This window comes from Marinicauda algicola (genome assembly GCF_017161425.1).
Classification (GTDB): Bacteria; Pseudomonadota; Alphaproteobacteria; order Caulobacterales; family Maricaulaceae; genus Marinicauda; species Marinicauda algicola.
In genome coordinates, this window is the sequence record NZ_CP071057.1 from 989,899 (window position 1) to 1,002,187 (window position 12,289).

The following is a 12,289-nucleotide window of genomic DNA, read 5'->3' on the forward strand; positions in this document are numbered from 1 at the left end:
AAACGGACGGCATCCTGCCGCGAGTGTGGCTTTATGTCCACGCAGTGTTGCTGGTCCACCGCAGCCTAGACGTCGAGGCCGAGGGCCTCGATGCGCCGCGCGAGCGTGTTCCGGTTCCAGCCGATCAGCGCGGCGGCGTCGCGCCTGACCCCGCCGCAATGCGCGAGCGCGGCGCGGATGAGCGCGGCATCGACCGTGTCCTGGACGCGACGGCCCGCCTCGCCCTCGCCTTGCGTGAACCATCGCGACGCCGCCTGCTCCACCGCGCCGGATAGCCCGTCCGCGGCGGGAGGCGCGTTCCAGGCGAGCACGGCCTGGATGTCCTGGGCTCGCACGGTTCCACCCAGCCCTTCGGAGACGAGCCGGGCGGCCGCGCGCTCGAGTTCGAGCACCTCGCCCGGCCATGGCCACCGGTCGATGAACGCGCAGGCCTCGCGCGACAGGGCCGAATTCGCGCCGAGCCGCTGCAGCGCCGCCTCGAACAGCAGGCGGGCATCTCCCTCCCGGATGCGCAGCGGCGGCAGCTCGACGAGGGCCGCCGCGATCCGGTCGTACAGCGCCCGCTCGAGCACGCCGGACACGTCCGGCGTGCCGGTCGCGTAGACGGCCGCGTCCGGCCGGGCTTCCAGGTATTCGAGGACGCTCTCCTGCGCGCGCGCGCTCCAGCGATCGGCCCGGCGCAGCAGCACCCCGTCCGCCGCGCCCTCGAACACGGCGAGACCGTCGCGGTCGAGCCGCTGCGGGCCGGCCTCGGCGAGCGCCTTGCCGCCGCGGGCCTCGTGCAGGGCGCGCGCCGCCGTGGCACGGCCGCTGCCTTCCGGGCCGGTGAACAGCACCGGAAGACGGTTGCCCGACAGCCGCCCGATGGCCTGGAAGACCGCCTGCATCGCGCCCGACCGGCCGACCAGCCCGCCGAAACTCCCGCGCGCCGGAGCCCGTCCGGGGGCCTGTTCCGCCGCTCCCGACAGGGCGCTGCGCGCGGCGGCGACGAGATCGTCGAGATCGAACGGCTTGGGCAGATAGCGCCGGGCCCCGCGCCGGGCGGCGTTGATGGCGGTCGCCGCAGTGGTCTGCGCGCTGACCACGATGACGGGGAAATCGGGCCTGGCCCGCGTGATCTCGTCGATCCGGTCGAGGAAATTCTCCTGGCCGAGCACGACGTCGGCGACGAGCAGGTCGGCCTCGCCCCTGACGACGCGGTCGATCGCGGTCTGCGCCGAGGCGGTCGCGCGCACCTCGTAGCCGGCACGCGAGAGCGCCTTGGTCATGACCAGGCGAAGCGATTCGTCGTCCTCGAGCACCAGGATGCGCGCGCTCATGAAGCCTCCCTGAGGAAGAGCCGGAAGGCGGTGCGCCCCGGCCGGCTGTCGAACTCGACCCCGCCGCCATGAAGGTCGGCGACACGGCTGACGAAGGCGAGGCCGAGCCCCTCCCCGGCCGGCTTGCCGGTGACAAAGGGGTTGAAGACGCTGCCGGCCAGCGCCTCGGGCACGCCCGGCCCGGTATCGCGCACCTCGATCTCGAGGCGGGCGTCCGGGGCGATCCCGCCCGGCAGCGGGCGGCGATAGCGGGTGGTCAGCACGACATCGCCCTGCCCGGCCCGCGCCACCGCCTCGGCGGCATTGGTCAGGAGGTTGAGCACGGCCTGGAGCAGGAGGTCGCGATCGCCGAGCCCTTCGGGCAGCGAGGGGTCGAAATGCTCGGAGAACCGCACACCCGGCGCGGCGGCGGCCTGGGAGGAAGCCATCGCCTCGCGCGCCAGGGCGTGCAGGTTCACCGGCTGCAACGGACCGGGCACGATGTCGCCGATCCGGCTCCAGTGCTCGGCGATGCGCCGGGCCCGGTCGAGCTCGGTGACGATGATGCGGGCAAGTTCCGCCGTCTCGCCCTCGCCGGTCTGGGCGATGAGCTGGGCCGCGCCGCGCGCGCCGGCAATCGGGTTCTTCAGCTCGTGGCTCAGCATGCGCCCGAAGCCGACCGCGGCATTGGCCGCGCCCTCCCCGTGCGGGTTCAGCACGCCGGGCGGCGCGCGGCGGATGGCGATGCACGTCCCGCCGGCCTCGGGCACCACGTCGAGCGAGCCGCGCTCGCTGTCCTCGCCGAAGCGCACGCAGACGTCGTGGGCCAGGATCTCGCGTCCGGACGCCCTTGCCCGGCCGGCCATCTCCGCGGCCACCTGCCCCCACGGACCGCAGCCGGCGAGCGCCTCCCCGGCGAGCTTGCGCCGCGAGCGGCCGAGAAGGGGCTCGGCGGCCGCGTTGGCGTAGAGGATCGTCCCGGCCTCGTCGACCAGGAGCAGTGCGACCGGCGCCGCCTCGGCAGCGCGCGCCGCCTCGCCCTCGGCCGGAGGGTTCACGCCGCCCGCCTCCCCTCGCGGTGCGCGGCGAAGCGCTTCAGCCCGGCGAGCACCCGGCCGGCCGAGCGCTCGCGGCACAGGGTGCCGCGCCAGGCCTTCGCCTCCTCAGGATCTCCTTCGACCCAGTCGACGAAGCTCGCCAGGTGCTTCCTCATGCACCGCACGCCGAGCTCCTCGCCGTAGAGCGCGACGGAGTCCTCCAGCGCCTCGGCGAGGCTTTCGGCCGCCGTGGCGATGTCCGGCTCCGCGATCTCGCCGCCATGTGCCAGCGCGCCTCCGATCGCACCGGGAAGCCAGGGCCGGCCCTGGCTCGCCCGACCGACCATCACGGCATCGGCGCCGGAAAGCGCCAGGGCGTCACGCGCGCTCGCGGCGTCGAGAATATCACCGTTGACGACGAGGGGGATTGAGACCGCCTCGCGCACGGCCCGGACCGCGGCCCAGTCGGCCTTGCCGGAATAGAATTGCTGGCGCGTGCGGCCGTGGACGGTGACCATGCGAATCCCCGCATCTTCGGCGCGGCGGGCGAGCTCGGGCGCGTTCAGGCACTGGTGATCCCAGCCGAGGCGCATCTTCAGCGTCACGGGCAGGTCGACCGCGTTCACCGTCGCCTCGATCAGCGTGAGGGCATGATCGAGATCGCGCATCAGGGCGGAACCCGACAGCCCGCGCGTGACCTGCTTTGCGGGACAACCCATGTTGATGTCGATGATGTCGGCCCCGGAATCGGCGGCGATGCGCGCGCCGACATCCATCCATTTCGCCTCGCGTCCGGCGAGCTGGATCATGCGCGGACCGCAGGAGCGGTCGCCCTTCATGCGGCGGACAACGTCGGGCCGGCCCTGGGCGAGCGTCTCGCAGGCGACCATTTCCGAGACCACCAGACCGGCGCCGAATTTCCAGGCCTGCTTGCGGATCGGATAGTCGGTGACGCCCGACATCGGCGCGAGCAGGCTCGCGGCGCGCACGGGGATAGTGCCGATCGTGAAGGCGGGGATTTGCGCGCTCTGGCTCATGGCCTTGAGATAGCGTGTCTGGACGCGATCATCCAGAGACCGTAACGCTGCTCGGGGAGGCTATCGGGCCACGCTCCGGCCATTCCCGGCGGTTCTCGCGCCACGCTCACGCGGAGTTCGACCATGATCCCACACTACAGCGCCCTGATCGTGGCCGCCGGACGCGGGGAGCGGGCGGGCGGCGGGCTGGCGAAGCAGTACCGCCCCCTGGCCGGCCGGCCCATGCTCGCCTGGAGCCTCGAGACCTTCGCGACCGATTCGAGATGCCGCGAGGTCGTGATCGCGATTCATCCGGACAATCGCCCCCTCGCGGAGGAGATTGTCCGGACAACCGCCCTGCCCGTGACCCTCGTCGAGGGCGGCGCGACGCGCACCGCCTCGGTGCGCGCCGGGCTCGACGCGGTGACGGGCGATCGCGTCCTGATCCACGACGCGGCGCGGCCGGGACTGTCCCGCGCGCTGGTCGACCGGCTGCTGGCGGCGCTGGAGACCGCACCCGGTGCGGTGCCGGTCCTGTCGGTCGCCGATGCGCTGGTCCGCGAGGCCGCAGACGGCCTCGCCCCGGTCGACCGCGAGGGTCTCTTCCGCATCCAGACGCCGCAGGCCTTCCGCACCGCGGCGCTGCGCGAGGCGTTCGCCGCAGCCGGGGACCGGAGCTTTCCCGACGAGACGGCGCTGGCGCGCGCGCAGGGGCTCGCCGTGGTCACGGTCCACGGCGAGGAGCGCAATTTCAAGGTCACCTACCCGGAGGATTTCGAGCGCATGGAACAGATCCTCGCCCCCGGCACGGCCGGGCTCACCGTGTCGGGCACGGGCTATGACGTGCACCGGCTGGAAGCCGGGGACGGCGTGACGCTGTGCGGGGTTCACATCGCCTGCCCGCTGAAGCTGATCGGCCATTCCGACGCCGATGCCGGCCTGCACGCGATCACCGATGCACTCCTGGGCGCGAGCGGAAACGGCGATATCGGCCAGCATTTTCCGCCCACGGACGATCGCTGGAAGGGTGCGGACTCCGCCGACTTCCTGCGCCATGCCGTCACGCTCGCCCGGGCGGCCGGCGCCGTGCCGGTTCATGCCGACGTGACGCTTATCTGCGAGCGCCCGAAGATCGGTCCCTACCGCGAGGCGATGCGCGCGCGGGTGGCCGAGCTGCTTGAACTCCCCCTGCCCCGCGTCAACATCAAGGCGACGACCACCGAGAAGCTCGGCTTCACCGGGCGGGGCGAAGGCCTCGCGGCCGAAGCCATCGTCACCGTGAGGCTCACATGACGCTCAATCTCGCCGGCATCGCGCTGAAGGCGCAGCGTTTCAACGCCCTGGCCGAGGAGCGCGGCATCATGGTCGCGACGGCGGAGAGCTGCACCGGCGGCCTGCTCTCGGCGGCACTGACCGAGGCGGCGGGCGCCTCGGCCATCTTCGACCGGGGCTTCGTGACCTATTGCGACGAGGCCAAGCAGGACCTGCTCGGCGTTCCGGCGGACACGATCAGGCGCCACGGCGCGGTGTCGCGCGAGACGGCGCTGGCGATGGCCGAGGGCGCACTGGCCAACTCGAATGCGCAGCTGGCCGTGTCCATCACGGGCATTGCCGGCCCCACGGGAGGCTCGCCCGGGAAACCTGTCGGGCTCGTCTGGTTCGGCGTGGCGCGCGAGGGCAGGCAGACGCGCGCGACAGAGCGCCGCTTCGGCGATCTCGGCCGCTCGCGGGTGCGCCATTTCTCGGTGCTAACCGCGCTGGGTCTTCTGGAGCGCGGCCTCTAGCCGGGCCTTCTCCGCCTCGAGATCGAGCTCGGGCTCGCCGACTTTTTTCAGGCGCTTTTCCGCGGCGTTTTCAAAGGCGTGGATCAGATACCTCACGGCGCGCCCGCGATTGGTGTCGACCAGCATCTGCAGGAGCGGATTGTTGAAGTGATAGCGGATCCAGAAGTCGACCAGGGTGGAACCGTCCGACAGCTCGTGGAAACGCCAGCGATTGGCGAGATCCGTGAACGGGCCGGACAGGTAGGTCACGTCGATCCGGCGCCGCGGCTTGTCGAGATGGACGCGCGAGGTGAAGCGCTCGCGCACGAACCGGAAGCGGATGCGCGCCTCGGCATCGAGCTCGCCGACCCCGTTCTCGACATGCTCGCGGGTCACGCGCATGGCGCTGATGAGGTCGATGAAGTCGGGATAGCGCCGCACGTCGGCGACGAGATCGAACAGATCGTCGGGCGAATAGCGCAGCCTCAGGCGCTCGACATGCTCGGTGGTCATGGCCGACCTAGACCCGGCGGCCGGCTTTCAGCGCGGCCTCGCGGGCGGAACGCAACTTCTCGAAATCCTCGCCCGCGTGATAGCTCGAGCGGGTCAGCGGCGTGGCCGAGACCATGAGGAAGCCCTTGGCCCGGGCAATGGTCTCATACCCCTTGAACTCTTCCGGCGTCACATAGCGCTCGATCGCGGCGTGCTTGCGCGTCGGCTGCAGGTACTGGCCGATGGTCAGGAAATCGATGCCGGCCGACCGCATGTCGTCCATCACCTGCATCACCTCCTCGCGGGTCTCGCCGAGGCCGACCATGATGCCGGACTTGGTGAACTGGGAGGGATCGCGCTCCTTCACCCGCTCCAGCAGGCGCAGCGAATGGTAATAGCGCGCGCCGGGCCGGATGGAGAGATAGAGCCGCGGCACGGTCTCCAGATTGTGGTTGAAGACGTCCGGCTTCGCGTCGATCACGATTTCCGCCGCGCCGGGCTTGCGCAGGAAGTCGGGCGTGAGGATCTCGATCGTGGTGCCGGGGGCCGCCCTGCGGATCTGGCGAATCACTTCGGCGAAATGCTCGGCCCCGCCATCGGCGAGATCGTCGCGGTCGACCGAGGTGATCACGACGTGCTTCAGGCCCATCTGCGCGGTGGCCTCGGCGACGCGGCGCGGCTCGTCGGCGTCGAGCGCGTTCGGCAGCCCGGTCTTGACGTTGCAGAAGCTGCACGCCCGCGTGCAGGTATCGCCCATGATCATGAAGGTCGCGTGCTTCTGCGACCAGCATTCCCCGATATTCGGGCAGCCGGCCTCCTCGCACACGGTGACGAGATTGTTGTCCTTCACGGTGCGCCTGGTCTCGGCGAACACGCCGCCGGCCGGCGCCTTCACGCGAATCCAGTCCGGCTTCCGGAGGACCGGCGTGTCTTCGCGCTTCTGCTTTTCCGGGTGGCGGGCAGCGCGCGCGGCGCGGGCGTCGATGAGTGTCGTCATGGCGCGATACATGGACCGGAGCGGGCCGGCTTTCAAGCAAAGCCTGCTGCGGGGTTTGTCACCTCCGGGCGCGCGCCGCAAACGGAAAATCCCGGCCGGGGTTCACCCGGCCGGGACTTGCGCGAAGGTCAGCCGGCTCAGACCGCCGCTTCGGCCTGCCCGCCGCCATTGCCGGCGCGCGAGAAGATCGCGATCGACCAGGCCCCGAGACCGATGCAGAGCACGATCGGGCCGAGCACCCAGCCGAGCACCGGGACGGCCCCGAGCGCGGCGATCGCCACGATCGCGACGAAGAAGGACAGGGTACGAAGCCCGAGGCCGGCCTGCCCGCCCTTGCGGTTGAAGATCAGGTCGCCGATCGCCATCCCGCCGAAGGCAAAGCCCAGGAACAGGATCACCGGGTAGGCGAACAGCAGGATGAAGGCGAGCGGGATGCCGATGATCGTGATCAGCAACAGGACGAACAGCGTCACCAGCAGGATCGGCGAGACCGCGAAAACCACGAGACCGAGAAAGCCCGAGGAGACCGGCCGGCGGCGGAAGGCCGCCGCGATGGCGCCGACCGAGCGCGGCGCGACGAGCGCGGCGAGCATGCCGAGCACGAAGGCGCTGAAGGCGAAGACGCTCGCGAAGGCCCAGGCCGGCGGGCCGATCTGGATGTTGAAATCCGGGCCGCCATAATCGCCGAACTCGCGGTCGCGCCAGGTGATGGTCTCGATCGTGATCGCCTCGGGCATCACCACGCCCTCGGCGACGACCGGCTCGTTCTCGGAGCGGATCGCGACGGGACCGACGATGCGCGCACCGGGCTCGAAATAGACGTCGCGCGCCTCGATCTCGAGCGGGCCGACGATCTCGCCGGAGATGCGCACCTCGCGCCCGGTGATGGTCGTCTCGCCCATGATCTGGCCGCGCACGATCACCTCGCGCCCGCCGAGTTCGGCGTCGCCGCCCACCAGGCTCGACGGCTCCAGCAGGACGGCCGCGGCGCCGGCATTGAGGTCGCGCTGGATGCGGCCGGAGACGTTGATGTTGGCCGCGCCGAGATTGGCCTCGCCGAGCACGTCGCCACCGATTGAGATGTCGGCCGCACCGACATTGATGTCGCCGCCGACCCGGCCGCGCTGGCGGAAGTCGGCCATGGCCATGTTGATGTCGCCGCCGATATCCGCGTCGATGGTGACGTCGGCGGCGAAGCCGTCGACATCGCCGCCGACCCGGCCCGTCAGGGTCACATCGGCCGCGAGGATGAAGACGTCGCCGCTATCGTCGAGATCGAGATTGAGATCGCCGCCGATATACTGGGCCTGGGCCGTGGCGGCGCAGGCGCCGGCGAGGACGAGACCCGCGAGGGTGCGTCTCAGCTGTTCGAAGATCATCGTTTTCATGTGCTCCTCCCCTCGCCTATTCGCGCTCGCAGCGCTGGCCGTTGCGCGGCGTGTAGCTGACGGAAGCCGCATCCGCACCCGCCTCGATCACCGCGGGCTCGTCCGCGGTCACCGCGAGCGGGCCGGACACGATCCCGCTGATGACGACGCGCCGGGCGCAGATTTCGCCGCCGGAAACGGTACCGGAAATCTCCACGAGCCCGTCCTCGCGACCATGGGGAGCGCGGCCGGGATCGGCTTCGATCATGACCGGCCCGGCGATCGTGCCGGCGATCACGGCATGGTTCACGGCGAGATCCAGCCCGCCCTCGAGCGTGCCGTGGAAGACGAAATCGGCGGCGTTGGCGTAGAGGCTGCCCCGAACCTGCGCATTCTCGTCGAAGTGGAGATCGGCGGAATTGATCCGCACGCCGGCGAACAGGCCGGTGAATCGGCCATCGGCGATGTTGGCGCGAAGCCCCTCGCCGACCGAACCCTCGAATTCCAGGTCGGCGGCGTTGAAATGGGCCGCGCCGCCGACCGCTCCGGTCCACTCGATGTCGGCCGCGTTCAGCTCCGCATCGCCCGAAACCGAGCCCTGGAAGCGGACATCGGCAGCGTTCGCCTCGAACCCGCCGAGCGAGATCCGGTGCGCGAGGATATCGGCGCCGGAGATCGACAGCGTGCCGTCGACATCCCCCGTGACCTCGATGTCGCCGCCGGCGATGGAGAAGTCGCCGCGCTCGTCGAGCGTGACGGTCATGTCGCCGCCGACCATGCGGTTGCCGGCGGTGCGGACCTGGGCCTCGCCTTCGTCCACGACGATGATGCAGCCACCCAGCAGGAGCGCCGGAGCGGCCACGAATGTGAGGAGGAGACGTTTCATTACAGGGTGTCCCTTTGTTATGTGACCAACCATATCGAAACTCGATATCATATCGAAACTCGATATCCAAGCACTTTTTTCCGTTTTTCGATAAATCTTGGCAAAATCGAGACAAAGTGGTCGTTTGCTTACTTATTACGGGGTCGCCGGCAGCCGGGACAGCGCCGGGAATCGAAAGGGGCGGCCCAGCCGGACCGCCCCTCGCGAGACCCAGGATCGGGAAGGCGCGTCAGTCGCAGCGCTGGTCCCGGCGCTCGACATACTCCACCAGCGCGGTGTCGATGCCGGCGGGCAGGTCGGGACGCGAATCGGCCTCGACCCGCAGGGCCGCGCCGAGGCTCGCCCCGTCCTCGAACACCACCTCGTGGGCACAGATCGAGCCGCCGGCCAGAAGCGCGCCGGACACCTCCACGCGCGAACGGTCGCGCCGGCGCAGCCAGCCCTCGCGGCCTTCGGCCTTAACGTTGACGGTTTCCTCGAACCGGCCCTCGAGTTCGGCACCGCTGACATTGAGCGTCACCGGGCCCGAATAGACCCCGGCCAGGCTCGCGCCCGCGGCGTTGATCTCCACCGGCCCGCCGAACGTGCCGTCGAAACTGACGCCCGCGCCGTTGGCGAGCGTGGAGCCGGCGATCGAACCTTCAACCTCGATACCGGCCCCGTTGAGCACGGCATTGCCGCCGACATCGGCGCGCACGTCGACGCTCGCGCCGTTCATCTCGAGATTTCCGCCGACCCGCCCACGGGCCGTCACGGCGGTGCCGTTCATCTCCAGATCGCCGTCGATATCGGCCTCGTAGCTGCCCACGAGGCCATTGAACTCGCCATCCTGGGCGAGCGCCGGCGCGGCGAACGCGGTCCCGGCAAGAAGGATTGCGACCAAACGAACCATGTCATTTTCTCCTGTCCGGCCCCGTCACGCGATGCGGGGCATCGGGCAGAAGATGCATCACGGGGGCCGCCCGGATGCAGTGAATTTTCGTTAATAGTGGATCACCCGCCCGTAGGCATCGAGCACGCTCTCGTGCATCATCTCCGACAGGGTCGGATGCGGGAAGACGGTGTGCATGAGCTCGGCCTCGGTCGTCTCCAGCGTCTTGCCGATCGCATAGCCCTGGATGAGCTCGGTGACGTCCGCGCCGATCATGTGCGCGCCCAGCAGTTCCCCGGTCTTCCTGTCGAACACGGTCTTGACGAAGCCCTGGTCCTCGCCGAGCGCGATCGCCTTGCCGTTGCCCACGAAGGGGAACTTGCCCACGCGCACCTCGCGGCCGGCCTCCCTCGCCTTCTTCTCGGTCAGGCCGACCGAGGCGATCTGGGGATGGCAGTAGGTGCAGGCCGGGATGTTGGTGACGTCCATAGGATGGGGATCCTTGCCGGCGATCTTCTCCACGCAGATGATCCCCTCGTGGCTGGCCTTGTGGGCGAGCCAGGGCGCGCCGACGACGTCGCCGATCGCGTAGAGCCCCTTCACCCCGGTGCGCAGGAATTCGTCGGTCACGACGTGGGATTTCTCGATCTTCACGCCGAGATCTTCCAGGCCGAGATTCTCCACGTTGCCGACGATGCCGATGGCCAGGATCACGCGGTCGAACTCGGTGGTCGCGCTCTTGCCGTCCTTGGTCTTGATCGTGGCCTTCACGCTGTCCTTGCCCTTGTCGAGCTTCTCCACCTGGGCGGAGGTGTGGATGGTCAGCCCCTTCTTCGCGAAGACCTTCTCGGCCAGCGCCGAGACCTCCTCGTCCTCCTGCGGCACGACGCGGTCGAGCATTTCCACCACGGTCACGTCCGCACCCATGGTGGCGTAGAAGTCGGCGAACTCGATGCCGATCGCGCCCGAGCCGATGACGAGGAGCTTCTTCGGCATGGCCTCGGGCACCATCGCCTCGCGATAGGTCCAGATCAGCCTGCCGTCCGGTTCAAGGCCCGCCTGCGGGATGGTGCGCGCGCGCGCGCCGGTCGCCAGGATGACATGCTTGGCCTGGTAGCTCTCCTCCTTGCCGTCCCGCTTCACGATCACCTTCGGGGCGTCCTTGCCCTTCTCCAGGCGCGCGGTGCCGTCGATCACGGTGATCTTGTTCTTCTTCATCAGGCCGGAGACGCCAGAGGAGAGCCGGTTGGCGACCTTGCGCGAGCGCTTGACGACCGCATCCAGGTCGAAGCCGACATTGTCCGCCTTCAGCCCGAACTCGGAGGCGTGCTTCATCAGGTGATACACGTCGGCGGTGCGCAGCAGCGCCTTGGTCGGGATGCAGCCCCAGTTCAGGCAGATGCCGCCGAGCTTGTCGCGCTCGACCACGGCCGTCTTCATCCCGAGCTGGGCGCCCCGGATCGCGGCGACATAGCCGCCCGGTCCGCCGCCGACGACGATGAGATCGAACTGGGTATCGGCCATGGCAACGTTCCTTCGCGCAGATCTGACGTCCGGGGCTTGATGCGGCCCGGCGCGGCGAAAATCAACCGGGCGCCGCCGAACCGGGCTCGGCGGCGGTCGAGGGCGGTGCGCGCCCCCAGCGCTTGGCGGGCCGTCCGGGAACCCCGTGGCCGGCCCGGCCCGCAACCGCCCGTCTCTGCGAACGGCGGCGCCCGAAGGCCAGCGCAATGCGCGAGACGAAACAACGACTTCCCCTTACCGGCGAGGTGCTGGCGCGCGCCGGCGTCCACCTGAGCGGCTGTCTTCGAGGCATTGTCTGGCGGCACGTCGACAACTTATTCGCGATTGGCGCGGATTCGTACTCGCCCGTCGCTTGGCTCCGTGCTAGCGTTAACCATGCCGGGGAACCGGCCACATACATCTTGCTGGGAGGAAAGTTTCATGAAACGACTAGTTGGTGCCGCGGCCGGCATTTGCGGGCTCGCGAGCGTGCTGGGCGCCGCGCCTGCGGCGGCGCAGGAGCCGTTCATCGGCGAAATCCGCCAGATGCCGTACACCTTCTGCCCGCAGGGATGGGCGTCGACCGAAGGCCAGTTGATGTCGATCAGCGCCAATCAGGCGCTGTTCTCGCTGCTCGGAACCAATTTCGGCGGCGACGGCCGCACGACCTTCGCCTTGCCGGATCTGCGCGGACGCGCTCCGCTCGGCCAGGGCACCGGGCCGGGCCTCTCGACGAGATTGCTTGGGCAGGCTTCGGGCACGGAAACCGTGACCCTCACCGTCGCGGAGATGCCCACCCACAATCACGTGATGACGGCGACATCGTCTCCGCCCGACACCAATGCGCCCGACGGCGCGGCGTTCGGCACGTTCCCCGCCGGCCAGGCGATCTACGATGACGGGGGCGGCGCGCTCGACCATCAGCTGCGCGCGAACATGATCTCCTCCACCGGCGGAAACCAGCCGGTCCCCAACATGCAGCCCTACCTGGTCACGCGCTTCTGTATCGCGACCATGGGCATCTACCCGAGCCGCAACTAGGCCAGGAAAGGGCTTTGC

At 69.6% G+C, this 12,289-nt stretch carries 12 protein-coding genes; 3 read left to right on the forward strand and 9 right to left on the reverse strand.

The window, feature by feature from the left end; genetic code table 11:
• Window positions 1–65: 65 nt before the first annotated feature.
• From JW792_RS04905 to dusB, 3 genes are read right to left on the reverse strand one after another with little or no spacing between them, the layout of a single operon-like run.
• Window positions 66–1,319: a response regulator gene (locus JW792_RS04905; RefSeq protein ID WP_158291636.1), complete on the reverse strand. Its 1,254-nt coding sequence runs from the start codon at window positions 1,317–1,319 to the stop codon at window positions 66–68.
• On the reverse strand, window positions 1,316–2,356 hold the full coding sequence (locus JW792_RS04910) for a two-component system sensor histidine kinase NtrB (protein WP_135996847.1): 1,041 nt from the start codon (window positions 2,354–2,356) through the stop codon (window positions 1,316–1,318). The genes JW792_RS04905 and JW792_RS04910 overlap by 4 nt, the downstream gene beginning before the upstream one ends.
• Entirely contained in the window at window positions 2,353–3,372 is a 1,020-nt protein-coding gene (gene dusB, locus JW792_RS04915) for a tRNA dihydrouridine synthase DusB (RefSeq protein ID WP_135996845.1), read from the reverse strand. Before dusB ends, JW792_RS04910 begins: the two co-directional genes overlap by 4 nt.
• Before the next feature lie 123 nt (window positions 3,373–3,495).
• Between dusB and JW792_RS04920 the strand changes: the two genes are divergently transcribed.
• Window positions 3,496–4,644: a bifunctional 2-C-methyl-D-erythritol 4-phosphate cytidylyltransferase/2-C-methyl-D-erythritol 2,4-cyclodiphosphate synthase gene (locus tag JW792_RS04920; RefSeq protein ID WP_135996843.1), complete on the forward strand. Its 1,149-nt coding sequence runs from the start codon at window positions 3,496–3,498 to the stop codon at window positions 4,642–4,644.
• On the forward strand, window positions 4,641–5,135 hold the full coding sequence (locus tag JW792_RS04925; protein ID WP_135996841.1) for a CinA family protein: 495 nt from the start codon (window positions 4,641–4,643) through the stop codon (window positions 5,133–5,135). Before JW792_RS04920 ends, JW792_RS04925 begins: the two co-directional genes overlap by 4 nt.
• Here the strand turns inward: JW792_RS04925 and JW792_RS04930 are convergent.
• The 6 genes from JW792_RS04930 to lpdA all read right to left on the reverse strand — a co-directional run bounded on the left by JW792_RS04930 (window position 5,100) and on the right by lpdA (window position 11,251).
• Window positions 5,100–5,627: a type II toxin-antitoxin system RatA family toxin gene (locus JW792_RS04930; protein ID WP_135996838.1), complete on the reverse strand. Its 528-nt coding sequence runs from the start codon at window positions 5,625–5,627 to the stop codon at window positions 5,100–5,102. The two genes, JW792_RS04925 and JW792_RS04930, sit on opposite strands and share 36 nt — an antisense overlap.
• 7 nt (window positions 5,628–5,634) lie before the next feature.
• Complete coding sequence (lipA, locus tag JW792_RS04935) at window positions 5,635–6,603, reverse strand: lipoyl synthase (RefSeq protein WP_135996836.1); 969 nt, start codon at window positions 6,601–6,603, stop codon at window positions 5,635–5,637.
• A 137-nt stretch (window positions 6,604–6,740) separates the two neighbouring features.
• A complete protein-coding gene (locus JW792_RS04940) occupies window positions 6,741–7,991 on the reverse strand; it encodes a DUF8173 domain-containing protein (protein ID WP_135996834.1) in 1,251 nt (416 codons plus the stop codon).
• Between the two features lie 16 nt (window positions 7,992–8,007).
• A complete protein-coding gene (locus JW792_RS04945; protein ID WP_135996832.1) occupies window positions 8,008–8,856 on the reverse strand; it encodes a hypothetical protein in 849 nt (282 codons plus the stop codon).
• A 229-nt stretch (window positions 8,857–9,085) separates the two neighbouring features.
• Window positions 9,086–9,748 (reverse strand): hypothetical protein, encoded by a 663-nt coding sequence (locus JW792_RS04950; protein WP_135996830.1) that lies wholly within the window; start codon window positions 9,746–9,748, stop codon window positions 9,086–9,088.
• A 90-nt stretch (window positions 9,749–9,838) separates the two neighbouring features.
• Window positions 9,839–11,251, reverse strand: a complete 1,413-nt coding sequence (gene lpdA, locus JW792_RS04955) for a dihydrolipoyl dehydrogenase (RefSeq protein WP_135996828.1) — start codon at window positions 11,249–11,251, stop codon at window positions 9,839–9,841.
• Window positions 11,252–11,671: 420 nt separating this feature from the next.
• Between lpdA and JW792_RS04960 the strand changes: the two genes are divergently transcribed.
• On the forward strand, window positions 11,672–12,271 hold the full coding sequence (locus JW792_RS04960) for a phage tail protein (protein ID WP_135996826.1): 600 nt from the start codon (window positions 11,672–11,674) through the stop codon (window positions 12,269–12,271).
• Window positions 12,272–12,289 lie beyond the last annotated feature (18 nt).

Coding starts and splice junctions, on each gene's coding strand:
- JW792_RS04920 (WP_135996843.1), top strand. CDS start 3,496: ATGATCCCACACTACAGCGCCCTGATCGTGGCCGCCGGACGCGGGGAG.
- JW792_RS04925 (WP_135996841.1), top strand. CDS start 4,641: ATGACGCTCAATCTCGCCGGCATCGCGCTGAAGGCGCAGCGTTTCAAC.
- JW792_RS04950 (WP_135996830.1), bottom strand. CDS start 9,748: ATGGTTCGTTTGGTCGCAATCCTTCTTGCCGGGACCGCGTTCGCCGCG.
- JW792_RS04940 (WP_135996834.1), bottom strand. CDS start 7,991: ATGAAAACGATGATCTTCGAACAGCTGAGACGCACCCTCGCGGGTCTC.
- dusB (WP_135996845.1), bottom strand. CDS start 3,372: ATGAGCCAGAGCGCGCAAATCCCCGCCTTCACGATCGGCACTATCCCC.
- JW792_RS04945 (WP_135996832.1), bottom strand. CDS start 8,856: ATGAAACGTCTCCTCCTCACATTCGTGGCCGCTCCGGCGCTCCTGCTG.
- JW792_RS04960 (WP_135996826.1), top strand. CDS start 11,672: ATGAAACGACTAGTTGGTGCCGCGGCCGGCATTTGCGGGCTCGCGAGC.
- JW792_RS04905 (WP_158291636.1), bottom strand. CDS start 1,319: ATGAGCGCGCGCATCCTGGTGCTCGAGGACGACGAATCGCTTCGCCTG.
- JW792_RS04930 (WP_135996838.1), bottom strand. CDS start 5,627: ATGACCACCGAGCATGTCGAGCGCCTGAGGCTGCGCTATTCGCCCGAC.
- lipA (WP_135996836.1), bottom strand. CDS start 6,603: ATGACGACACTCATCGACGCCCGCGCCGCGCGCGCTGCCCGCCACCCG.
- lpdA (WP_135996828.1), bottom strand. CDS start 11,251: ATGGCCGATACCCAGTTCGATCTCATCGTCGTCGGCGGCGGACCGGGC.